This is a genomic window from Micromonospora sp. NBRC 110038, assembly GCF_020884815.1.
GTDB lineage: Bacteria > Actinomycetota > Actinomycetes > Mycobacteriales > Micromonosporaceae > Micromonospora > Micromonospora haikouensis.
Genome location: NZ_BBOL01000002.1, coordinates 811,805 through 834,992 on the forward strand (window position 1 = coordinate 811,805; position 23,188 = coordinate 834,992).

General features: G+C 73.5%; 20 protein-coding genes and 1 tRNA gene. 7 read left to right on the forward strand and 14 right to left on the reverse strand.

Annotated features, from left to right (window positions below):
• Positions 1-54: 54 nt before the first annotated feature.
• The 3 genes from LPU61_RS11375 to LPU61_RS11385 form a co-directional block, all read right to left on the reverse strand.
• Entirely contained in the window at positions 55-1,077 is a 1,023-nt protein-coding gene (locus LPU61_RS11375; protein ID WP_043964944.1) for a hypothetical protein, read from the reverse strand.
• Positions 1,074-2,015, reverse strand: coding sequence for a transporter substrate-binding domain-containing protein (locus LPU61_RS11380; protein WP_229404870.1), 942 nt, complete (start codon positions 2,013-2,015; stop codon positions 1,074-1,076). The genes LPU61_RS11375 and LPU61_RS11380 overlap by 4 nt, the downstream gene beginning before the upstream one ends.
• Before the next feature lie 131 nt (positions 2,016-2,146).
• A complete protein-coding gene (locus tag LPU61_RS11385; RefSeq protein ID WP_229404871.1) occupies positions 2,147-3,961 on the reverse strand; it encodes an alpha/beta hydrolase in 1,815 nt (604 codons plus the stop codon).
• Between the two features lie 296 nt (positions 3,962-4,257).
• On the opposite strand from LPU61_RS11385, the gene LPU61_RS11390 reads away from it, so the two are divergent.
• The gene (locus tag LPU61_RS11390) at positions 4,258-4,608 is read left to right on the forward strand and encodes a hypothetical protein (RefSeq protein WP_144420315.1); all 351 of its coding nucleotides are present in this window, start codon (positions 4,258-4,260) and stop codon (positions 4,606-4,608) included.
• Here LPU61_RS11390 and LPU61_RS11395 read toward each other — a convergent pair.
• The 7 genes from LPU61_RS11395 to LPU61_RS11425 all read right to left on the reverse strand — a co-directional run bounded on the left by LPU61_RS11395 (position 4,595) and on the right by LPU61_RS11425 (position 12,544).
• On the reverse strand, positions 4,595-6,217 hold the full coding sequence (locus LPU61_RS11395) for a serine/threonine-protein kinase (protein WP_043964941.1): 1,623 nt from the start codon (positions 6,215-6,217) through the stop codon (positions 4,595-4,597). The two genes, LPU61_RS11390 and LPU61_RS11395, sit on opposite strands and share 14 nt — an antisense overlap.
• Before the next feature lie 30 nt (positions 6,218-6,247).
• Positions 6,248-6,763, reverse strand: coding sequence for a hypothetical protein (locus LPU61_RS11400; protein ID WP_043964940.1), 516 nt, complete (start codon positions 6,761-6,763; stop codon positions 6,248-6,250).
• 110 nt (positions 6,764-6,873) lie between these two features.
• Positions 6,874-10,455, reverse strand: coding sequence for an adenylate/guanylate cyclase domain-containing protein (locus LPU61_RS11405; RefSeq protein ID WP_043964938.1), 3,582 nt, complete (start codon positions 10,453-10,455; stop codon positions 6,874-6,876).
• Positions 10,452-11,264 carry an MBL fold metallo-hydrolase gene (locus LPU61_RS11410; protein ID WP_043964936.1) on the reverse strand — a complete coding sequence of 271 codons (813 nt, stop codon included), beginning with the start codon at positions 11,262-11,264 and terminating at the stop codon, positions 10,452-10,454. The genes LPU61_RS11405 and LPU61_RS11410 overlap by 4 nt, the downstream gene beginning before the upstream one ends.
• 123 nt (positions 11,265-11,387) lie before the next feature.
• Entirely contained in the window at positions 11,388-11,849 is a 462-nt protein-coding gene (locus LPU61_RS11415; protein WP_229404872.1) for a RidA family protein, read from the reverse strand.
• 5 nt (positions 11,850-11,854) lie between these two features.
• Complete coding sequence (locus LPU61_RS11420; protein WP_018222171.1) at positions 11,855-12,010, reverse strand: DUF4177 domain-containing protein; 156 nt, start codon at positions 12,008-12,010, stop codon at positions 11,855-11,857.
• 45 nt (positions 12,011-12,055) lie between these two features.
• Positions 12,056-12,544: a hypothetical protein gene (locus LPU61_RS11425; protein WP_043964934.1), complete on the reverse strand. Its 489-nt coding sequence runs from the start codon at positions 12,542-12,544 to the stop codon at positions 12,056-12,058.
• A gap of 361 nt (positions 12,545-12,905) precedes the next feature.
• On the opposite strand from LPU61_RS11425, the gene LPU61_RS11430 reads away from it, so the two are divergent.
• From LPU61_RS11430 to LPU61_RS11440, 3 genes are read left to right on the forward strand one after another with little or no spacing between them, the layout of a single operon-like run.
• Entirely contained in the window at positions 12,906-13,607 is a 702-nt protein-coding gene (locus LPU61_RS11430) for a hypothetical protein (protein WP_043964932.1), read from the forward strand.
• A 48-nt stretch (positions 13,608-13,655) separates the two neighbouring features.
• Positions 13,656-14,633 (forward strand): ArsA-related P-loop ATPase, encoded by a 978-nt coding sequence (locus tag LPU61_RS11435; RefSeq protein WP_043964930.1) that lies wholly within the window; start codon positions 13,656-13,658, stop codon positions 14,631-14,633.
• A gap of 54 nt (positions 14,634-14,687) precedes the next feature.
• Positions 14,688-15,839, forward strand: a complete 1,152-nt coding sequence (locus tag LPU61_RS11440; RefSeq protein WP_176734170.1) for an ArsA-related P-loop ATPase — start codon at positions 14,688-14,690, stop codon at positions 15,837-15,839.
• A gap of 42 nt (positions 15,840-15,881) precedes the next feature.
• On the opposite strand, the gene LPU61_RS11445 is transcribed toward LPU61_RS11440, so the two are convergent.
• Positions 15,882-16,199 (reverse strand): WhiB family transcriptional regulator, encoded by a 318-nt coding sequence (locus LPU61_RS11445; RefSeq protein WP_043964926.1) that lies wholly within the window; start codon positions 16,197-16,199, stop codon positions 15,882-15,884.
• A 397-nt stretch (positions 16,200-16,596) separates the two neighbouring features.
• Here LPU61_RS11445 and LPU61_RS11450 point away from each other — a divergent pair, with 397 nt between their 5' ends.
• A complete protein-coding gene (locus tag LPU61_RS11450; RefSeq protein WP_229404873.1) occupies positions 16,597-19,050 on the forward strand; it encodes a transglycosylase domain-containing protein in 2,454 nt (817 codons plus the stop codon).
• An 89-nt stretch (positions 19,051-19,139) separates the two neighbouring features.
• On the opposite strand, the gene LPU61_RS11455 is transcribed toward LPU61_RS11450, so the two are convergent.
• Together LPU61_RS11455 and LPU61_RS11460 are read right to left on the reverse strand one after the other, a co-directional pair.
• Positions 19,140-19,766 carry a vancomycin high temperature exclusion protein gene (locus LPU61_RS11455; RefSeq protein ID WP_229404874.1) on the reverse strand — a complete coding sequence of 209 codons (627 nt, stop codon included), beginning with the start codon at positions 19,764-19,766 and terminating at the stop codon, positions 19,140-19,142.
• A gap of 80 nt (positions 19,767-19,846) precedes the next feature.
• Positions 19,847-20,302: a GatB/YqeY domain-containing protein gene (locus tag LPU61_RS11460; protein WP_074472220.1), complete on the reverse strand. Its 456-nt coding sequence runs from the start codon at positions 20,300-20,302 to the stop codon at positions 19,847-19,849.
• Between the two features lie 25 nt (positions 20,303-20,327).
• Here LPU61_RS11460 and LPU61_RS11465 point away from each other — a divergent pair, with 25 nt between their 5' ends.
• Positions 20,328-21,221, forward strand: coding sequence for a metallophosphoesterase (locus tag LPU61_RS11465; protein ID WP_229404875.1), 894 nt, complete (start codon positions 20,328-20,330; stop codon positions 21,219-21,221).
• A gap of 281 nt (positions 21,222-21,502) precedes the next feature.
• A tRNA-Pro gene (locus LPU61_RS11470) sits at positions 21,503-21,576 on the forward strand.
• A 146-nt stretch (positions 21,577-21,722) separates the two neighbouring features.
• Here LPU61_RS11470 and LPU61_RS11475 read toward each other — a convergent pair.
• Positions 21,723-23,021, reverse strand: a complete 1,299-nt coding sequence (locus LPU61_RS11475; protein WP_229404876.1) for an MFS transporter — start codon at positions 23,019-23,021, stop codon at positions 21,723-21,725.
• Positions 23,022-23,188: the final 167 nt, after the last annotated feature.

The window sequence follows — 23,188 nt, forward strand, 5'->3', positions numbered from 1 at the left end:
CCCGGCGAGTCCAGGGGTCCGCAGTGGCGTCGCCTCGGCCAGCAAACTGGGGGGTCAGCCGGTGACCCGGCAGGCAGCGTCGATGCGGTGTACCGGGCGGACCCGCCGCCCCAGCGCCTCCAGCAGCGAGTCCTCCACGTGGAAGTCGCGCACCCGCAGCCGGTGCCGGGGCAGCTCCCCCTCGCTCGGGCAGAGCACCTGCGCCTTCACCTGGTCGATCGGCACGTACCGGACGCCGCCGTGCTCCTGGAGCAACACCATGCTCACGTCGTCCACGACGACGACGTGGCCGCGCACGTCCTCCGTGGTGTCGGGCGCGGTCTGCACGGTGGTGACGGTCAGCGGCAGCACCGGCGTGCTGATCACCGGCAGCGCCGCCCAGACCAGCATGGCCAGCACGGCGGCCTGGGTGATCGAGGCCAGCGGCCGGATCACCGCGCCGGGCAGCGGGCCGGCGATGGCGAGCGCGAGCACCGGCGGCACGACGAAGAGCGCCACGACCAGCGGTTCGCCCTGCTGCCAGGCGTCGAGCAGGGTCGGTGCGAGCAGGAACAGCCAGCCGCCGAGCAGGGCCGCGACGATCAGCACCCGCGCCGCGGCCAGCTCGTGCAGGCGCTCGGGGCGGAGCTGGAACGCGGCGGCGAACGCGGGCAGCAGCAGCGGCAGGTAGAGGATCTGCCAGGTGGTCAGGGCGAGCAGGAAGCTGGTCAACACGAACCAGGTCGGGGTGAGTTCCGCCCAGCGGGCGAAGAGCGGGCGGCGGTGGCCGGGCAGCCGGTCGACGCTGACGCCGAGCACCGCGCCGAGGGCGAACACCGCGACCAGCCCGGTGGCGAGCAGTCGGGCGGCCGTGGTGAGGAACCCGGCGAGCAGGTTGACCGGCCCGACGTTGGCGACCAGCAGCAGGGTGGTCTGGAGTTCGCCGCCGGCCTCCACGCCGAGCCGCAGCACCGAGAAGACGGCGGGCACGGCCACCACGACCGCCCAGAACGACTGGCTGGCGCGGGCCCGGCGCTCGGCCGCGCCGGAGCCCGGTGCGTGCACGTCGTCGCCTCCGGTGGCCACCGGCGCGGTCATGAGGGGCGGACCTTGTCGTCGAAGTCGACCAGCTCCGGGACGTCCAGCGTCGGCGGCTGGGTCTTCGGCTGTCGCAGCCACGGCCCGAGGGTCCGGTGGTACGCGGTGAGCCAGGGACTGCTCTGCCCGCTGCGCCCCTGCTGGTAGCTCTTGTCGAGGAAGAACGCGACGAGGTCGCGCAGCGCCGGGTCGCTGATCGGCACCCCGACGCCGATCTGCTCGCTGGTGCCGAAGGGCATGTCGACGACCGTGAAGTCCTTCGGGTGCCGGGAGAGGAACCCGGCGAGGATGGTCTCGTCGGAGCTGACCGCGTCGTACCGTCCCGCGAGGATGCCCTCGACGCAGTCGCCGACCTCCTTGACCACGAACACCCGGATCTGGTGCCTGCCCAGCTCGGCCTCGGTGGTCGAGCCGCCGCTGGTGCAGACCTTGTAGCGGGGGTCGCGCAGGTCCTCGATCGTACGGATGCTGTCCCGGAGCCGGTTGGGGACCATCGCCTCCTGGGTCGTCACCAGGTACGGGCCGGCGAAGCTGACCAGCTTCGCGCGCTCCTCGGTCATCGAGAAGGTGGAGACCACCAGGTCGACCGACCCGCCCTGGAGGGCGGGGATGCGGTCCTCCGTGGACACCGGCACCCACTCGATCCGGTGGTCGCCCGCGTAGCCGAGCTGGGCGGCGATGTACCGGGCGATCTCGACGTCGAAGCCGGCGTAGGTGCCGTCGCGCAGCTCGCCCATCAGCGGGCCGACCGTGGAGACGCCGATCCTGATCGTCGGCTGGCCGTAGATGTGCGTCTCGCGCAGCTTGTCGTTGACGGACGGGATCCGGGGCTCCTGCCGGCTGTCGCAGCCGGCGGCAGCCGCGAGCAGCAGGGTCAGCGCGACTGCCAGGGTGGTGGCGACGGAGCGGACCCGGGACCGGGTGAGGAACTGGTTCATCGGCGACCTCGCTGACCCGTGCAACTGCGGGACACCGACAGTAGCCAAAGGGATCCATTACCGTGGTCACCCGTCCGACGGGCCCGGGGGCACGGCGGGCGCCCGATCGCCCGCCGTGCCCCCGGGTGTCCTCAGCGGACGGTCAGCGTGCCGACCGCCGGCAGCGGGGCGACCACCGGGGGCAGCCGCTTCGGCTCGCCCCGGGCCGGCGCGGCCCGCCGGGCCAGGTCGTCCTTGGTCGCGGCGACCCGGTCGCCGGCCGCACCGGCGGCCGGCTCGGCGAAGGGCTGGACGTCGCCGACGCAGACCTTGCCCTTGGCCGGCAGCGTCCCCTTGATCAGGTACGCCTCGATGGCGCCGGTCGCGCACGCCGAGGTGCCGTAGGCGGTGTGGCCCCAGTTGTCGCTGCTGAGCAGGCGGCTGTTCGGCAGCAGCGCCGCCGACGTGACCGCGCCCTGGTAGTTGGTCGCCGGGTCCCAGTAGTTGCCGACCACCAGCACCGGTGCGCTGGTGCGCTTGTCGAACGACCCCGTGTAGGCGTCCTCGTCGCGCACCGTCCAGGTGTTGCGGGCGCACGGCGAGGTGGCCCAGGCCCAGAGCCGGCCGAAGTAGGGCGCCCGCGCGTCCTCCTTCGCGGCCAGCGCCGGCCAGGAGCCGGCGTCCTTCGGGTGGTACGCGTCGGTGCAGTCCACCCCGAGGAAGGTCTCCAGGCTGTTGTTGTACGGGAAGTCGTACCCGCGGCGGGCCTGCTGGGTCGCGGCGGTGGCGGCGCGGTGGGCGAGCGCCGTGCGGGCCTCGGCGCGGCGGGCCGCCGTGGCCGTCGCCGGGTCGGTGAGCACCAGCAGGTCGGCGGTGATGCCGACGATGTCCGAGTAGCCGTAGGGCGAGTAGAGCCCGCTGAGCATCGCGCCGACGTAGTCGGCGTAGCTGACCGGGTACGTCTCCCCGGTGTCCGGGTCCTCGATGACCAGCGGCTTCTTGCGCAGCCGCTTCGCCACGGTCTCGACGGCGGCGACGGGGTCACCGGCGGCGAGCGGGCATGCCTGCGGGCCGGCGGAGGCGCAGCGCTTCAGGATCTCCCGAAGCGCCGCGTACGCGCCGTCGGCGCTGGCCAGCCGGGTCTCCTGGAGCTGGTTGCGGGCCTTGCCCTGCCCCACCCACGCGTTCGGGTTGAGCACGCCGTCGACGACGACGGCCCGGACCCGGTCGGGGAACATGTTGGCGTAGTACTGCCCGAGGGCGGTGCCGTAGCTGAAGCCGAGGTAGCTCAGCTTCTTGTCACCGACGGCCCGGCGCAGCACCTCCATGTCCCGGGCGACCTCGGATGTCGACATGGCGCCGGTGAGCGGCTTGCCGGTGCTGGAGCACGCCTTGCCGATCGCCTTCGACGAGGCGACGTACGCCTGCTCCTCGGCCTTCGTCCACGGGAAGGCCACGTTCAGCCCGGCGTACGCCTTGGTCTGCTCCTTGACCGACGGGAAGCACTTGACGTTCTCGCTGGCGGCGACGCCGCGCGGGTCGACGCCGACGATGTCGAACCGGTCGAGCAGGTCGTCGCCGAGGAAGTACGGCGCGGCGAGCGCCAGGTCGGTGCCGGAGCCGCCGGGGCCGCCCGGGTTGACGAAGAGGCTGCCGATCCGGTTCTTCTGGTCGCGCGCCTTGACCCGCAGCACGGCCACCTCGGTGGTGGCGCCCTTCGGCTTGTCGTAGTCGAGCGGGAGCTGCACGGTGGCGCACTCGGCGGTGCCGTAGCAGGCGTACCAGTCGAGCTTCGGCGTCGGCACGCTGTCGACGCGCCTGGCCTCGACGGGGTCGGTCCGGTCCGAGGTGGCCGGACGACCGAAGCCGGCGGTGGTCGGTGCCGCGCCGGCCGGCGCGACGGCCGTTCCGGCGAGGACGATCCCCGCGATTCCTGCTGCGGCGAGAGACCGGGTTGTGCGTGGCATTCGGCTGCCTTCCGGTGGGGAACAGGACGTGTCGGGGCATCCCCGACCCCCGTCACTCTAGGGACCGAGGCCAACGAACACCGCCCGGAAAATGCCCAGCAAAGGGTCGTTTCCCCGACTGATGTAACGAATTTCGCCGCTTCGACGCTGCGCCGTCACCCGTCCACTGGGGAGCGAGCGCCGCCGCGACGGGCGGGCGTCGGCAGCTCGGACGGGCCGGCGGGGCGGGCGGCCCGCAGGGCCGGTGACCGGGGGGCGGCGGTTGACAGGGCGGCCGGCTCCGCCATCCTTGACGGGTGACCCGAATCCCTCGGCCCGACGTGCCCGTCGTGGCGGTCGCCGCGTCGCTGGCGGCGGTCGCCCTGCTGGTGGCGCTGGTCTGGTGGCAGCCGCGCAGCATCGTGGCGGTGGTGCTCGCCCTGCTCTGCGTCCTGCTCGTGATGATCGCCGGGGTGTCGGTGACGGAGGGGCGGCACCGCCGCGAGGAGGCCCGCGAACGCGGGGGCGACGAGCCGGCGCAGTGGTCGGGGCAACCCGTGGCCCGGCTCAGCGACGTCGACGCCGACACCCTGGAGGCGCTGGACAGCCGCGACCTGCGGGCCATGCGGGAACGCCGCCAGGGCGCGAACGGGTTCAGCGACCGGTGAGGGTGGGCTCGTACAGCCCGTCGACGCCGCGCCCGGCCAGGCACCGGAACGTCCGGTCCGGGCCGTCCGCCGCCGGCGGCAGCACCTCCAGCCGCCAACCGCTGGTGTACGCGATCCCGCTGGTCAGCCGGAACGTCACCGGGCTGCACACCTGGCGCACCTGCGGGTCGGCGGCCACCTCGTCGTGCGCGGCGTCGACCAGGGCGGCGGGCAGCTCGCCCTCGGCGTATGCCTCCCAGGTGTGCCGGCCGTCGCAGGGCAGTCGGGGCGCGTCCGCCCGGGTGCCGCGCACCCGCATCGGCCCGTAGCACTGCAACTCGGCGACGCACCGCGCGCCCGCCGGCAGCTCGGCCGGGCCCGCCGACCCGGAGACGCAGCCCGGCAGGGCCCCCCACCTGCTGGCGGTCGTCGTGCCGCCCACCGTGACGACGGGGGTGGGCGTCGGCGTGGCCGGCGCGCTGCCGGCGACCCAGGCCCCGGCGCTCGCCGAGGCGGCCAGCGCGAGTGCCCCGGCGCCGCCGAGGAACCAGCGTCGCCGCCAGCGACGCCCGGACGTCACCGGCTCGGTGGGATGGTCGTGGTCCACCGGGGGGCGCGGGGCGGCGCGGCCCGGCTGGCCGGTGCCGTAGAGGCCGCCGGAGGTGGACGGGCCGCCGGTGACTCCCGGCTGGCTGGTGCCGTAGAGGCCCCCGGACGTGGACGGGCTGCCGGTGGTGGTGCCCGTCGGGCCGCCGGACGTGGGGCCACCGGAGACCGGGGCGCCGCTGACGGGCGCGCTGACCGGGTCCAGCGGCAGGGCGGCGAGCAGGCCGCGCAGCTCGATGGCGGACGGGCGGGCCCCCGGGTCGTTGGACATGCCGGCCCGCAGCACGTCGACCAGTTCCTCCGGCACCCCGGGCAGCCCGGGGATCGGCTGGTGGAACATCTCCAGCACGGTGACGAGGCTGGGACTGCGCTCGGACTGCCAGCGGGGCGGCCGGCCGAACATGACGGCGTAGAGGGTGGCGCAGAGCGCGTAGACGTCGACGGCCGGCGACGGCGGGCTGTGGTTGAACATCTCCGGCGGCGCGTAGGCGGGGGTGAGCACCTCCAGGGTCACCGTCGGGTCGCGCACCTCGGCCAGCACCGCGAGCCCGAAGTCGGCCAGCACCGCCGGGTTGAAGTGGGAGTGCAGGATGTTCGCCGGCTTGACGTCGCGGTGCAGGACGCCGTTGGCGTGCGAGTGGGCCAGCGCATCGGCGATCTTGACGCCGAGGTCGCGGGTCTCCGCCGGGCCCAGGGGCGAGGTGCGCATCCGTTCGGCGTACGACCCGTCGCACAGCTCCATGATCAGGTAGGGGTGCCGGTCGACGGTGACGCCGACGTCGAAGAGGTCCACCACGTGTGGGTGGGACGACATCCTCCCGGCGGCCCGCGCCTCGCGCAGGAACCGGGCCTGGTCCCGCTCGTTGTCCAGGGTGCGGTTCTCGACCTTGACCGCGACCTCCCGCCCGACGGAGATCTGGGTGGCCCGGTAGACGGTCGCGTACCCTCCCCGGGCAAATACCTCCAGATCGGTCAGACCAGGCACGATGGGCAGCCGCAGGGCGCCGGGCGGGGTGTCGGTCACTGCTCGAAAATACCTAACCGGTCCGGTGACTCAGCGGTCCGCGCCCGCAGACCGGGAGGCGCCGTCCGCCGACGCGGCTGCCGGACGCCCGCTGTCCGCCGCCGCCGGCACCCGCCGCCCGGGCTCCGCCGCGTCCGGCGCGGCGGCCGCACGGCGGGCGTCCAGGTGCAGCGCCACGGCGGTGGCGACCGCGCCCAGGCCCTCCCAGAGCGCCACCATGAAGAACCGCCCCGGCGCGACGTCGGCGAGCACCACGATGGTGAAGACGGTGAACGTGACCAGCCGGAAGACGACCGTGAACCGGTAGAAGGCCCGCCACTCGGTGGCCGTGGCCAGCAGGTAGTAGACCCCCATGTTGAACGACGCCATCGCCGACGCCGTCAGGAACGTGCCGGTGTAGTCCCCGGCGGCCCGGCTCTGCGGCACCTCGAAGCCGAGCATGCGCAGCTGCGCCTCCGGCCAGAGCAGCCCGAGCGCGCCCATCAGCAGCGCCAGGACGCCGAAGACCGCGATCGTCCAGCCGGCACTGGAGCGGGGCAGCCTCATCACGCCTCCCGGGGACGGGCACGGCGGCCCCACAGTGGACCGCCTCATGGGATGCCACCGTAGTCGCTACCGCCGACACCCGCATCGGCGGAACCGACAGGATCGCCGCCCTACCCCCGCAGGCGCACGCGCAGCGCGTCCGCCGCGAGCCGTTCGCTGCGCTGCTCCGTCGCGTACGCCAGGCGCACCGCCTCCTCGGCCCTGGCCAGCGCCTCGGCGGGACGCCCGCAGGCGGCCAGCGCCTCGGCCAGCACGCTCACGGCGATCACCTGGCTGCGCACGTCCTCGGCGGGGACGGCCACGGCCCGGTGCGCCCAGTCCAGCGCCTGGTCGAGCTGGCCGTGGGCGAGCAACGCGGAAGCGTACCGGGCCATGGTCTGCTGGCGGGAGAACAGCAGCGAGGGCGCGTTCGCGGCGGCGGTGGCCACCGGGGCGAGCAGCCCCACGGCGGTCGCCGGGTCACCGGCGGCGAGCCGGGCGGTCGCCAGCAGCACCCGGGGGCCCACCTGGGCGGGGGCCTGCGGGTTGTGCGGCTCGACGGCGGTCAGCACGGCCCGCGCCGACCGTTCGGCGGTCTCGCAGTCGCCCAGGTCCAGCGCCACGAAGCCGCGCAGCGTGCCGGCCATCCCGGTGAGCAGCGGGTGCGAGGTCCGCTCGGCGTACGACATGGCGTCGGCGAGCAGGTCGGCGGCGTGCTCCGGCTCGCCCAGCCCTCGGGCGACCACCCCCCGCGCCACCAGGGCGAAGCCCCGCCCCCAGTCGTCGGAGACCTCGGCGAAGTCCCGGTACGCCCGGCGGGCCGCCCCGTCGGCCTCGCTCAGCTCGCCCAGCTCCGCCCCGGCGAACGCCTCGACGGCGCGCAGCGTGCCGACGGCCCACGCCTCGCCGACCCGCTCCCCGAACGGCAGGAAGACCCGCGCCAGCCGGCGTGCCTCGCGCAGCCGGCCGGCGAGCAGCCGGGCGAACGCGGTGGTGCCGCGCAGCCACGCCCGCCCGTACGGGTCCTTCAGCTCGGCGAAGAGCCGGGCGGCCCGGCCCAGCACGGCGTCGGTGCCGGCGAAGTCGCCGCGGGTGGTGGTTACCCAGGCCAGGTTCTGCAACGACCACGCCTGGCCGCGCCGGTCCTGAGCGGTGAGGCTGACCTGGTACGACGCGGCGAGCCGGCTGCTGGCCTGGCCGAGCCGACCGGCGATGAAGTCGGCCATGCCGAGCCGGCGCATCGCCGAGGCGCGCAGGTTGGGCAGCCCGCCGACGCCGGCCACCTGCAACGCCTCCTGCCAGCAGGCCACGGCCCGGCCCTGGTCGCCGAGGGTCTGGTGGGCCTGCCCGGCGAGCAGCAGGGCGCTGGCCCGGGTGCCCGCGTCGTCCCCGGCGTTGGCGGCGATCTTCTCGGCGTAGGCGAGCGCGTCACCGGGCCGGCCGACCTGGAGCAGCGCGCGGGCGTGCACCACCCGGTCGGCGGCGGGCAGCCCGTCGCGGGCCAGCTCGGCGGCGCGTTCGGCGTACTCGACGGCGGCGGCCGGCTCCCCGGCCTGCAGGGACCGGCGGGCGGCCCGGCCCAGCGCAGCCACGCCCAGCGGCGCGACGGTGCGGGCCGGCGCGTCCGGGCGCAGCTTGACGGCGTCGGCGAGCGCGGCGGCCCGCTCGACGTGCTCGGCGACGAACGCGTCCCGGGCGGTGTCGGTGAACCCGCCCGGCGCGGCCGACCCGTCGGGGGCGGCCCACCGGGCCAGCGCCGCGTGCCGCTCGGCCAGCTCGGCCTTGCTCACCCCGGAGTACGCGGCCTCCCGCATCAGTGGGGTGGCGAACGCGTACCCGGTGCGGGTGCGGTGCAGCATCCGGCGTTGCAGCAGTTCCTCGACGGCCCGGTCCAGCTCGACGGCGACCACGGCGGCCGGTCGGCCGTCCCGCCCGGCGCGCTGCTCGCGCAGCGCTTCCAGCGCGCCGTCGGGCACGGTGTCGCCGACGACGGCGGCGTCGCGCAGCACCGACCGGGCGTCCGGCGGCAGCGCGTCGATGCGCGCGGCGAGCACGGCGGCGAGGTCGCGGGAGAGCAGCCGGCTGCCCAGCGAGCCGGGGGCGAGCCGCCAGCCGGAGTTGGCCGGGGCGGACCGGTCGGCCACGGCGGTCAGCGCGCCCCGCTCCATGAGCAGGGTGACCAGCTCGGCGAGGTAGAACGGGTTGCCCTGGGCGGTGGCGAGCAGCCGGTCGGCGTCGGGCTGCGGCAGCTTCCCGCCGCCGAGATAGCTGGTGAGCAGCCGGGCCGCGTCGGCGCCGCGCAGCGGGGGCAGGGCGTGCACCTCGGCGTCGGCGACCCGGGTCAGCGCGCCGGCGGTGCGGACCAGCTCGGGGCGGCCGAGCAGCAGCACCAGCACCGGGCCGGCGATGCGGGACAGGGTGACCCCGAGGGCGCGGATCGTCTCGGTGGTGGCGTCGTGCAGGTCGTCGACGAGCACCACCAGCGGCGCCTCGGCGGCCAGGGCGCTGAGCAGGTCGGCGACCGCGTTGGGCACGGCGTCGGCGTCGGCGGGCTGCTGCGCGCCGCCGCCCCACTCGCCCTGGTCGGCCGGGCTGCCGGCGGGCAGGTCGGCGTACCCGAGCAGGGCCAGCAGCTGGTCGGCGGCGACCGGCGGGGCGTCGTCGCCGAGCCGGCCGATGCGCTGGTTGAGCCGGCGCAGCCGCTCCTCGACGGCGGGCCGGGTGAGCGCGGTGGCCGCGTCGTTGGGCAGGCCGACGGCGGCGCGGACCAGGTCGGCGAGGGGCGCGAGCCGGCGGCGTTCGCCGAACGCGGCGCAGCGCACGGACAGCACCCGGGCGCCGGTGTGCGCGGCGTACCGGCCGGCGCCGACGTCGTAGCCGGCGGCGAGGCGTTCGACCTCGGCGGCGAACCGGGACTTGCCGATGCCCGCCTCGGCGGTCATCAGCAGCACCCGGGGCTCACCCCGGTCGATGACCTCGGCGAGCCGGCCGGCGACCCGGCCGATCTCGGTCTCCCGGCCGACGAACGGCGCCTCGTCGCCGAGGCCGGATCGGGTGCCGGGGGCGTCGAGGAGGCCGAGCAGCTCGTACGCCTCGACGGGTTCCCGCTTGCCCTTGAGCCGCAGCGGGCGCAGTGCCCGCCAGGACGCCACGTGCCGGGTGGCGGCGGAGGTGCGCGCCCCGGCGTAGACGGCGCCGACGGCGGCGGCGTCGGCGAGCCGGGCGGCGGTGTTCACGGTGTCGCCGATGACCGTGTATTCGATGGCCGCCTGGATGCCGGCGATGACGTCGCCGGTGTTGAGGCCGACGCGCAGGCCGAGCGGCGCGCCGCCGCCCCGCTCGTCGTCGAGCACCCGGCGCACGGCCCGCTGCATGGACAGGGCGGCGCGGACGGCCCGCTCGGCGTCGTCCTCGTGGGCGACGGGCGCGCCGAAGACGGCCATGATCCCGTCGCCGGTGAGCTTGTCGACGTGCCCGCCGAACGTCTTGACGGCCCCGGCGAGGGCGGCGAGCACCCGGTCGGTGACCGCGCCGACGCGTTCCGGGTCGAGGTCCTCCGACCAGGAGGTGAAGTCGGACAGGTCACCGAAGAGCACGGTGACGACCCGCCGTTCGGCGGCGGGCAGCGTGGCGGCGGCCGGCAGCGCGGCTCCGCAGTTGTGGCAGAACCGGGCCCCCGGTACGGCGACCGTCCCGCAGACGGGGCAGGTCACGGCCGGTCCGCCGGTTCGGGGGGCACCCCCAGGTAGTCCAGCTGCGCGCGGACCGACCACTCGGCCGCCCACCACAGCGACCGGTCGACGTCCGCGTACACCCGGGCCACCACCTCGGGCGCGGTCCGCGCGCCCTCGGCGACCGCCTGCCGCACCTGGTCGAGCCGGGCGCGGCGGTGGGCGAGGTAGAACTCGGCGGCGACGCCGCAGTCGGCCAGCGCCGGGCCGTGGCCGGGCAGCGCCGGGATCCCCCGGTACGTCGAGAGCAGCTCCAGGCTGTCGAAGTATGCCCCGAGCTGCCCGTCGGGGTGGGCGACGACGGTGGTGCCCCGCCCGAGGATGGTGTCGCCGGTGAGCACCACCCGCTCGTCGCCGCGCTCGACGAGGAAGCAGACGGAGTCGGCGGTGTGCCCGGGGGCGGGCAGCGCCCGCACGGTGAGGCCGGCGGCGTGCAGGACGGCGTCGGCGGCCAGCGGCGGACCGCCGTGGCTGTGTGCGGGGTCGACGGCCCGCACGGGCGCTCCGCCGAGCAGCTCGCGCAGCCGGGGCGAGCCCTCGGTGTGGTCGGGGTGCCCGTGGGTGATCAGCACCGTGGCGACCGGGGTGTGGGCGGCGATCGCCGCCAGGTGACCGTCGTCGGCGGGCCCCGGGTCGACGACCAGCGCGGGTTCGCCGGGCCCGGCCCGCAGCACCCAGGTGTTGGTGCCGTCGAGGGTCATCGGCCCCGGGTTCGGTGCCCGCAGCAGGGTCACCCATCCCGGCAGCTCGTCAGCCAGCGCGGCCACGGCCGCCGTGATGTGCCCGGTCATGCCAGCGATCGTACGACTCCCCCCGCCACTCCCCGCGATCTTGCACTTGCGGCCCGGGTTTCGTGCCTCTACGCGGCTTTCGCCCAGGGCCCGAAGTGCAAGATCGCGGGGGTGGGGTGCGGGTCAGGCGACCTCGACGATCAGCTCGACCTCTACCGGGGCGTCCAGCGGGAGTTCCGAGACGCCCACCGCGGAACGAGCGTGCCGGCCCGCCTCACCGAAGACCGCGCCGAACAGGTCGGACGCGCCGTTGATCACGCCGGGCTGGCCGGTGAAACCGGGGGCGCTCGCCACGAAGCCGGTCACCTTGACGACCTTGACCACGTTCTCCAGGCCGACCAGCGCGTCGATGGCGGCGAGGCCGTTCAGCGCGCACCGCTGCGCCAGGTCCTTGGCCTGCTCGGCGGAGACCCCCGCGCCGACCTTGCCGGTGGCCAGCAGCTTGCCGTCGGCCATCGGGAGCTGACCGGAGACGAAGACGTGCTGCCCGGACTGCACGGCCGGCACGTAGCTGGCCACCGGGGGCACCACCTCGGGCAGCGTCAACCCGAGCTCGGCGAGCTTCGCGTGCGGCCCGTTGCCCACGCCGCTCACGCCTTCGGCCGCTTGAGGTACGCGACGAGCTGCTCCGGGTTGGGGCCGGGGACCACGGAGACGAGTTCCCAGCCGTCCTCGCCCCAGTTGTCGAGGATCTGCTTGGTCGCGTGGACCAGCAGCGGGACGGTCGAGTATTCCCACTTCTGCATCGGTGCGGGGCTCCCTAGGAGGCGGCGACTGTTTCGGCCCCCAGCCTACGATCCGGCGGGACCGCCCGGCGCGGGACGCTGCTCCGGGGCGATCGGCGGCTCGCCACAGGGGCCCTCGTGGTCGTACCGCTGGGGGCAGCGCGACCGGTCCGGCAGCAGCAGGTCGCAGAAGACCCGGTGCCGGTTGTTCTGGTCGTCGGCCGTCGAGACGGTGGTCTCCCCGGCGTCCAGCTCGGGCAGGAAGCCGAGCGAGACCGCCACGCGCCCGGCCAGCGCGGTCGCCGTCGCCAGGTCGGGCACCCGGATCGGCAGGTGGATGACGTAGCCGGTCTCCTCCTCGTCGCGGGGGCGCTCGGCGGGCCGGCTGAGCGTGCGCAGCATCTCCCCCGGGTCGGTGAGCCGGCGGTAGGAACGCTCGTTGAACGGCAGGCCGGTGACCGGGCCGTCCTCGCCGGCGGGGCCGGCCCCGGCGCGCCGGGCGCAACCGGTCTGCGGCGGGAACTGGGCTCGGGAGATGTTGTCGGTGTCGCGCATTACTGCCTCCGGGCCTCGCACCTGATCACGTCGTCACCATCCGGCTCGGGCCATCCGCCGATCCGCCCCCGCGTCGGCACGAACGTAGGACCGTTTTCGGACAGGGACAACGGGACGCGCATGATCAGGCACCGAAAGTCACATATGCGACAGATTGCGGTCCGGTACTGGATGGCGCCGAACGTGCTTCCGTGATCGACGTGTCGGTCGGGCCGCCCGGGGCCCCACCCTGGGCCGGGTTCACCGTTACCCTTCCCGTCGGACGGGTCACGCGGGCCCGGCCGCCTCCGCACCCGCCTTCGCTCGACCAGCGCTCGCGTCCCACCGGGACGACGACGCGCCGCACCCCCGGGGGACCGACATGACCCAACCGCCCAACGGCGGCGCCACCGGATCGCCCAGCGGTCCGCCCTCCGGCGACCACACGCCCGGCCCACCCGTCGGGCCGGTCTCCCCCGCCCCGGCCGGCACCGGCCCGTTCGGCGCCCCGGCCGGACCCGCGCCGTTCGGCGCCCCGACGGCCCAGCCCACCCCCTTCGGCGGCCCGTCGGGCCCGGGGGCAGGCGCGATCCCGCCGCCCCCACCGGGATACCCGCCCTACCATGCCCCGGTCGCGCCGAAGCAGCGGCGGGGCGTGCTCGTCGCCTCGATCGTGGCGGTCCTGGCGCTGCTGCTCTGCGGCGGTGGCGGTGCCGCCGCGTTCTTCACCCTGCGCAGCACGGAGAGCGGCGAGGGCGCGAAGGAGCCGGCGGTCGCCGTGGAAAACTTCCTCACCGCCGTCTACCGGGAGCGGGACGCCCGCAAGGCGGCCGGCTACGTCTGCGCCGCCGCCCGCGACGACCGGAAGATCACCGCCAAGGTCACGGAGCTGAAGCGGTACGCCGAGCAGTACTCCGACGCCCGGTTCCGCTGGACCAGCCCGAAGGTGGACAACCAGACCGGCGACCGGGCCACCGTCACCACCAGGGTGACCATGACGACCTCCGACGAGAAGGTCGCCGACCAGGACCTCCGCTTCACGGTGGTGCAGAAGACCGGCTGGTGGGTCTGCGAGATCGCCTGACCGGACGACCCGACCGAGGGGCACCGGCCGGGTGGATAGGCTCGACGGGTGCGAGCAGCTGAGCGGCCGGCCGACCCGGCCCCCACGCAGTGGCCGGCGCGCCTGAACGTCGTGACCGGCAAGGGCGGCACCGGCAAGACCAGCGTGGCGGCGGCGCTGGCCCTGGCGCTGGCCGCCGACGGCCGGCGCACCCTGCTGGTCGAGGTCGAGGGGCGGCAGGGCATCGCCCAGCTCTTCGGCACCGAACCGCTGCCGTACGCCGAGCGGCACCTCACCGACGCCCCCGGCGGCGGGGAGGTGCGGGCCCTCGCGGTGGACGCCGAGGAGGCCCTGCTGGAATACCTCGACATGTTCTACAAGCTCGGCGCGGCCGGCCGGGCGCTGCGCAAGCTCGGCGCGATCGACTTCGCCACCACCATCGCCCCCGGCCTGCGGGACGTGCTGCTCACCGGCAAGGTCAAGGAGGCGACGACCCGCAAGGCCGGCCAACGCCGGGCGTACGACGCGGTGGTGCTGGACGCCCCACCGACCGGGCGGATCGGCCGGTTCCTCAACGTCACGGCGGAGACGGCCCGGCTCGCCAAGGTCGGCCCGATCAAGACCCAGAGCGAGGGGGTCGCCGCGCTGCTGCGCTCCCCGATGACCGCGGTGCACGTGGTGACGCTGCTGGAGGAGATGCCGGTCCAGGAGACGGTGGACGCCGTCGCCGAGCTGACCCAGCTCGGCTTCCCGGTGGGGCGGGTGATCGTCAACGCGGCCCGTCCCCCGCTGCCCGCCGGCCGGCCGGTGACCGCCGCCGAGCTGCGGCGCGGCCTGCTCGCCGCCGGGCTGCCGGCCGACCGGGACACCGTCGCCGGGCTCGCCGCCGAGGCCCGGGACCAGCGGGTCCGCCGGGAGCTGGAGGACTCGCTGCGCGGCGACCTGGCCGAGCTGGGGCTGCCCCTGACCGAGCTGCCGCTGCTGCCCGAAGGGGTGGACCGGGCGGGGCTGGCGGAGCTGTCCCGGGCGCTCGTGCGGGCGGATTGACTCACACTGGCGGCCGGCACGGCGCGGAGACCGCGCTCAGCCCGATACGCTCGATTGGTGCCTTCCGAAGCCGCGGCGCCGCAGCTGGACGTCGACCAGATCCTCGCCGACCCGGGCGTGCGGATCGTGGTGTGCTGCGGGGCGGGCGGGGTGGGCAAGACGACCACCGCCGCCGCGCTCGCGTTGCGCGCCGCCGAGCAGCACGGCCGGCGCACGGTGGTGCTCACCATCGACCCGGCCCGCCGGCTGGCCCAGTCGCTGGGCCTGACCGAGCTGGACAACACGCCCCGCCAGGTCAAGGGCATCGACGTGGAGGCCAGCGGCGGCGAGCTGCACGCCATGATGCTGGACATGAAGCGCACGTTCGACGACGTGGTGCTCCAGCACACCGACCCGGCGAAGGCGCAGGAGATCTTCGCCAACCCGTTCTACCAGGCGATGAGCTCGACGTTCGCCGGCACGCAGGAATACATGGCGATGGAGAAGCTGGGCCAGCTGCACGCCCGGGGCGAGTGGGACCTGATCGTGGTGGACACCCCGCCGTCCCGCTCGGCGCTGGACTTCCTGGACGCCCCGGCCCGGCTCTCCCGGTTCCTCGACGGCCGGATGCTGCGGCTGCTGCTGGCTCCGGCGCGCAGCGGGGGCCGCAGCATGTTCAGCCTCGTCACCGCGAGCTTCGGGATGTTCTCGAAGGTGGTGCAGAAGGTGCTCGGCGCGCAGCTGCTCACCGACCTGTCCGGCTTCGTGGCGGCGCTGGACTCGATGTTCGGCGGCTTCCGGCAGCGGGCCGAGCAGACGTACCGGATCCTCCAGGCGCGGGAGACGGCCTTCCTGCTGGTCGCGGCCCCGGAGCCCGACGCGGTCCGGGAGGCGGCCTACTTCGCCGGTCGGCTGCACTCCGAGCGGATGCCGCTGGCCGGGCTGGTGCTCAACCGGGTGCACGAGCCGACGGTGCCGGCGCTGGACGCCGAGGCGTGCCTGGCCGCCGCGCAGCGGCTGGCCGAGGCCGGCGGGCACGACGGCACGGTCGACGTGCTGCGGGCGCACGCCGCGCTGGTCCAGCAGGCGCAGCGCGAGCAGCGGGTGGCGGCCCGGTTCACCGAGGCGTTCCCGCAGGTGCCGGCGGTGTCGGTGACGGCGCAGCCCGCCGACGTGCACGACGTCGACGGGCTGCGGACGATCGGCGCGGCGATCAGCCGGCCGTGAGCCGGCCCGCGATCGGCCGGCCCTGGCCTGCCTGACCGGCCGTCAGCCGGTCGGGACGAGGACCTTGTCCTTGCCGGACTTGTCCTTCGCGTTCTTCTTCATGGCCGCCTCGAACATCTTCCGCCAGCTGGCGACCTGGGGGTGCCGGCGCAGCAGGGCCCGGCGTTCCCGCTCGGTCATGCCGCCCCAGACCCCGAACTCGATCCGGTTGTCGAGCGCGTCGGCCAGGCACTCGTACCGAACTGGGCAGCTCCGGCAGATCCGCTTCGCCACGTTCTGTTCAGCGCCCTGTACGAACAGCGCGTCCGGGTCCCCGTTCTGACACGCCGCCAGTGACGGCCAGTCAGTGATCATGCCCATGTGTACACGTCCCCCCTTGCAGTACCTACCGACTTCGCGCGACCAGCCGTCGAATCCCCCCGGTCGTCCGGCCGGCCTCCCCAGGGCGGCACGGACGACGTGTGGCTGTCACCCCAACCATCATGCTCTGTAGTTGGATGATTACGCAACGTTGTCGGCAAAATCCATCATTACGGACACTCCCGGCTTCCCGGGCCTTCGGCCCCCGTCTACCCGACCGCAGTACGTGAAAACGCTGCGCCGCTCCTCCGATCGGTGGAGACTCATCGCGGATCCGCGCAACCCCGCACCAGGGCTCGTGCGTTTAGCACAACGAGGTCGGCGCGCGCAGGAAATGGGGAAAAGACGCCCCAGCGCCCCTCGTTCCCTACTCGCGTACCCTGTCGAGGTGACCTGGATGCGGAAACGTGACCATAATGTGCTGACCAACGCCGCATCGCTGCTCGTCTGTGGCCTGCTGGCCGGCGTGGTGGTCGCGGCGGCGGCCTTCCCCGCGGTGGCGATGTCCGGGCTGGCCGCCAAGGCCGGCGCTGAGACCTTCGGGGCGCTGCCCAAGGAGCTGACGGTGGGCCGCGCGCCGCAGATCAGCTACCTGCTCGCCTCCGACGCCAAGACGCCGCTCGCGACCATGTACGACGAGAACCGGCGCGACGTGAAGTTCGGCGACATGTCGCCGTACATGCCGAAGGCGATCATCGCCGCCGAGGATCACGACTTCTACAAGCACAACGGCGTCGACCTCAACGGCGTCGCCCGGGCGTTCGTCAACAACCAGTCCGGCGCGAACTCCCAGCAGGGCGCGTCGACGCTGACGATGCAGTACGTCCGGCTGGCCATCGCCTACTCGGCCACCCACCCGGCCGACGTCGTCGCCGCGACCGAGGACACCAGCGCCCGCAAGCTGCGCGAGATGCGGCTGGCCCTCCAGGTCGACAAGGAGTTCTCCAAGGACGAGATCCTCACCCGCTATCTCAACCTCGCCTCCTTCGGCAACGGCGCGTACGGCATCTACGCCGCCAGCCAGGTCTACTTCGGCAAGCCGCCGAGCAAGCTCAAGATCGAGGAAGCGGCCATGCTCGCCGGCATGGTGAAGGCCCCGAGCACGAACGACCCGACCACCAAGACCGGGTACCCGCTCGCCCTGGACCGGCGCAACTACGTGATCGACAACATGGTCAAGATCGGCGCGATCACCCAGCAGGAGGGTGACGCGGCCAAGGCCACCAAGATGGTGATCAAGGACAAGACCACCCCGAACGGCTGCGTCGCCACCAACAAGAAGGAGTGGGGCTTCTTCTGCGACTACTTCTACCGCTGGTGGATGCAGCAGGAGACGTTCGGCTCGACCTCGTACGACCGGGAGCGGCGGCTCAAGAGCGGCGGCTACACGATCGTCACCAGCCTCGACGCGCAGGCGCAGAACGGCGCCGACAAGGCGGTCCGCAAGAACCTGGGCGTCAACAGCAAGGCGGCCCGGATGGTCGCGGTCGTCGAGCCGGGCACCGGCCGGGTCCGCGCGCTCTCGGTGAACCGCAACTTCAAGATCGACGATCCGAAGAAGCCGCAGAACAAGCTGAACAGCGACCCGCGCAAGCGCAGCAAGGGCATCCGGGGCAACTACCCCAACACGGTGAACCCGCTGCTCTCCGGCGGCGGCGACATCAAGGGATACCAGGCCGGCTCGACGTTCAAGATCTTCACGATCGTGGCCGCGCTGGAGAAGGGCATCCCGCTCAGCTACACGATCAACTCGCCGAAGCAGTTCAAGTCGGAATACATCATCAGTCCCAGCAGCCCGGCCGCCTGCCAGGGCCCTTACTACTGCCCGACCAACTCCGTCGAGTCGATGGCCGGCGTGCACAACATGTGGAGCGCGTTCGGCCGCTCGGTGAACACCTACTTCGTCCCGCTCCAGCAGCAGGTCGGCGCGGAGAACGTGGTCAAGGCGGCGCAGAAGCTGGGCATCCAGTTCCGCTCGACCGAGGACGCGGACTTCGCCAACAACAAGGAGGCGGCGCACCAGTGGGGCGCGTTCACCCTCGGCGTGTCGGCCACCACCCCGCTGGACCTGGCCAACGCGTACGCGACCCTCGCGGCCGACGGTAAGTACTGCGAGCCGATCCCGGTGCAGGAGATCAAGGGCCCGGACGGCAAGAAGCTCGACGTCGCCAACCCGCGCTGCGAGCAGCGGATCAGCACCCAGGTCGCCCGCGCGGCCGTGGACGCGGCCCGCTGCCCGGTCGGCGACCGGTCGTCCACCTCCAAGTGCACCGGTGCCACCGCTCCCAACGTTCGGGGCATCGTCGGCAAGCCGGTGGCCGGCAAGTCCGGCACCACCGACTCGGAGAAGACCTCGTCGCTGGTCGCGATGACCAAGCAGTACTCGGTCGCCGGCATCATGGCCGACCCGGACTGGCCGCAGACCAACCAGCAGATGGGCCACGACACCCCGACGGGCATCAACCCCCCGGTGTACGAGACGCTGCGCGACGCCATGAAGGGCAAGAAGGGCATCGAGTTCACCCCGCCCAGCGGCAAGATCATGGAGGGTGACCAGCGGTCGATCCCCGACGTGAAGTGCGTGGACGTCGAAACCGCGAAGGACCGGCTGCGGGGCGCCGGCTTCGACCCGGTGGTCTCCTCGGCCAAGGTGCCGTCGAGCTGCGCGGCCGGCCAGGCCGCCGGCACCAGCCCGAACGGGCGCACCATCAAGGGCGGCGTGGTGGTCATCGAGGTCAGCAGCGGCAGCGGCGGCACCCCCGCCAGCCCGCCGGCCAACGGCGGCACCGGTGGCGGGCCCGGCCCGGGCAACCCACCCGGCCAGGGCGGCCGACCGGGTCGCAACGGCTGACCGGGCCGCACCCGCACCCCGTGTGACGACGGGCGGGCACCCCTCAACCGGGGTGCCCGCCCGTTCTCGTTGGCCCGCCTGCCGGGCGGTCAGCCGAGCGCCAGCGCGTCCCGGACGGCGGGGTCGACGGGTGAGCGGACCGCCGGCGGCCGCCCGCTGACCGCGTCCCACGCCGCCTTCCCGCTGGCGAAGTAGTCACGGACCGCCTTTTCGGCGAGCAGGGCCGCCGGGCAGCCCGCACACCGGGCGGCCACCCCGTCCACGTCGACGCCGAGACCGCGGCACAACGTCACCGCCCGCGACAGGTGGTAGGACTGGGTGACGATCAGCGCCCGGGTCACCCCGTACACCTCGCGGGCCCGGGCGCAGCTGTCGTAGGTGTCCAGCCCGAACGGGTCGGCCACCACCCGCCCGGGATCCACGCCGAGCTCGACCAGGTACGACGTCATCACCGTCGGCTCGTCGCCGGACGCGCCGCCACCGTCGCCGGACACGAGGACCACTCGGGCCCGCCCGTCGCGCACGAGCGCGGCAGCGGTCTCCAGGCGACCGGCCAGCCGGTCGGCGGGACGACGCCGGTCGGCCGCCACCTCGGTGCCCAGCACGATGACGACGTCGGCGGACGGCGCGTCGGCCTCGCCGTGCACGTGGCCGTGCGCGGCGATCTTCGTCCAGAGCCACGGGCCGCTGACCAGCAGCAGGCCGACGACGCCCACGCCAGCCAGGCGCGTCAGACGCCGTCGCCGACGGAGGGGACGGCCTGCCCCGCCGGTTTCCCCGCTCGCCGGCACCCGCGTCAGAGGCCGAGCTGGCGGCGTACCTCGGCGGCCACCCGGCCCCCCTCGGCCCGGCCGGCCACCGCGGCCTGGGCCGCCTTCATCGCCGGGCCCATCTGCGCCTTGCCGGTGAAGCCGCCGGCGGCGAGCGCCCCCGCGACCAGCTCGGCCAGCTCGTCGTCGGAGAGCTGCTTCGGCAGGTACCGGTCCAGCACCTCGCCCTCGGCGCTCTCCTTCGCGGCCTGCTCGGCGCGCCCGGCGTCCGCGAAGGCGGTCGCGGCCTCGCGCCGCTTCTTCGCCTCCTTGGTCAGCACCGCGAGCACCTCGTCGTCGGTGAGCTCGCGCTTGGCCTTGCCGGCGACCTCGGCCGTGCCGACGGCCGCCAAGGCCATCCGCAGGGTGGAGGTGGTCAGCTCGTCGCGCGCCTTCAGGGCGGCGCGCATGTCGGCGGTGAGGCGGTCCTTCAGCGTGCTCATGACCGGTGAAACTACCCTGAACGGCATGCGAAAGCGCACACTATTCCGACTCGGCGTGGGCACCGTCGCGGCCGGGGCGGCAACCCTGGCGTACGCGTCACTCGTCGAGCGCAACCTGTTCACCCTGCGCCGGTTCGACGTGCCGGTGCTGCCGGCCGACACCGAGCCGCTGCGCGTGCTGCACCTGTCGGACCTGCACATGATGCCCGAACAGCGGCGCAAGCAGGACTGGGTGGCGTCGCTGGCCGCGCTCGACCCGGACCTCGTCGTCGTCACCGGCGACAACATGGCCCACCCGGGCGCGGTGCCCGGCGTGCTGCGCGCCCTCGCGCCGCTGCTGGACTTCCCGGGGGCCTTCGTGTTCGGCTCGAACGACTACACCGGGCCGGTGCTGAAGAACCCGTTCAGCTACTTCCTGCCCGACCGGGAATACAGCGAGGGCGCCGAGCTGCCGTACGACGAGCTGCGCGACGTCTTCACCGGCGCCGGCTGGGCGGACCTGAACAACGCCCGGACGACGCTCAAGGCGGGCGGGCGACTGATCGAGCTGGTCGGCGTCGACGACCCGCACATCGCGCGGGACGACTACCACTCCGTCGCCGGCCCCGTCTCGGCAGCGGCGGAGCTGTCGATCGCGCTGTCCCACTCCCCCGAGCCGGCCGTGCTCGACGAGATGGCCGCCGACGGCTTCGAGCTGCTGCTGGCCGGCCACACCCACGGCGGGCAGGTCTGCGTGCCGGGCTTCGGGGCGCTGGTGACCAACTGCGGGCTGCCCCGGTCGATGGCGAAGGGCCTGCACCGCTGGCCGGAGTCGGACGCCTGGCTGCACGTCTCGGCCGGCCTGGGCACCCATCCGACCGCCCCGGTGCGGTTCGCCTGCCGGCCCGAGGCGAGCATCCTCACCCTGATCCCCCGCTGACGCTCCCCGCCGCCCTGCGGGTGGCGGCGAGTGTGACGTACGCCGCCTCGGGCCGCCGTCCCGGGCGTGCCCGCCGCCCTTCGCGGAGGCGCGGCGGGCGCGGTCGGGGCGGGCGCGGAAGCCGCCGGGTGCGGCCGCTCCGGGACGACAGGGCTGCTCGGAGCGCTAGGGAGCTGAGCCGTCTACGACATCGGCCGGGGGCGCACCGGGGGCCCGGCGGGGCGGTGGGGGTACCGAGTTTGACCATCGGGGCGGGTGGGCTAGTATTTGTCCGCACGCCTCGGGGTGTGGCGCAGCTTGGTAGCGCGCTTCGTTCGGGACGAAGAGGTCGTCGGTTCGAATCCGGCCACCCCGACAGAGGTCAGAGGGCACATCCTTTCGAAGGATGTGCCCTCTGGTGCTTTGTACAGCAGTGGAGTACAGCAGCGGTCAGCGCAGGCTCTCGCCGAGGCGCTTGAGGGCGTCGCGGGTGGCGTCCGGGTGGTGGCGGTGGGAGCCCAGCTACGCGGGCTGCTTCGCGTACGGGCGCGTCTGCTCCGCCCACCGCACGACGTACGGCGTCAGCAGACCCGCCACGACGAACACCCCGCCGAGCAGGAGCCAACCAGGGACTCCCCAGGCGATGCAGAAGAGTGCCAGTACGGTGGGGGCGATCACGTTCGCCAGGCCGGCCCCGAACCCGAACAGTCCCATGTACTGCCCTTGGGCGTGGGCAGGAGCGAGGCTGAATCGGAGTTCCAGCGAGCCGGCCGTATGCCACAGTTCACCGATCGTGTGGACGATGATGCCGACGACGATGCCTGTGAGCGCAAGTCGTGAGGGAAGTCCTGCCGCTGCGGCCATCGCGGCCATGCCGACGAAGAACGCCACGCCCGAACGCCGCATGGCTTTCCCGGCGGTGGCCCTGTCATCGACCCCTCGGCTAGCCCTGACTTGGAGCAGGACCACTAAGGCGGTGTTGACCAGTGCTGCCCCGCCGATCAGCCATCGGGGTGCGTCGGTGTGCCCGACGATCCAGAGTGGCAGTGCGAAGAGCAGTACCTGGTGGTGAATCGACATGATGCCGTCGAGCACGGTGACGGCAACATACGCCCGGTCCTTCAGCACCTCCCACGGGCTGGCTATTTGCGGCGCGGGCACGGGCGGTAGCGACGGCAGCGCTGCAATGATGGCGGCACTGGCCACGAAACTGAGCGCATTACCCAGCACCAGGGCCAGGTAAGCCGGACGTGTGTCGTACTGCACGGCGAAGCCAGCAGCCACGGCGGCGCAGCTTCCGGCGAGATTTGCGATCGAGCGTAGATAAGCGCGGTATCTGGTGAGGTCAGCACCGCCGATTCCGCGAACCAGCGGACCGCGCGCCGCACCCCCCGCTGAGCGAGCGAGTTCCCCCATACAGAGCACCACCAAGACCAACCAGAACGACTGGACGAGTACCAGCGCCGCCATCGCCGCGCCCTGAATGACCAGCATCCAGAGATAGATCTCTCGTGGCCCTCGTCGGTCAGCGAGATGCCCGACCGGCACGCCAGCAAAAAGGCCAACGGCAGCCGCGATGCCCATTCCGAGACCGACTTGAGCCAATGGAAGTCCAACGACACGGGTGAAGAAAAGCGCGGCGCTGACCATAAAGACGCCGCTGCCGATCATGTTGACGAACGTTGCCAGAGCGAGAACCCGTTGCGAACGCGTATCGGGAATCAGCCCTCGTCGGACCAGCATCGATGGCTTTTGCGCTTGATCGTCGGCCGAGCCTCGTCTGGAAGCGTGACCGTTCTTTTGACCCTGTAGAGCCTGCACAGACTTCGGATCCTTCCCCCGTTGATTAGCTCGGCGAATCTAGCGAGATTGCGGTGAGCTTGTAATCAGTCTGTCGACCGATACCGAATGTCCTACGCCCGTGCTAGCTTTATTAGCGTCGGGACAAGAGTATGGAGCCGCTCCAACGCCTAGGTCGGTCCGACGCG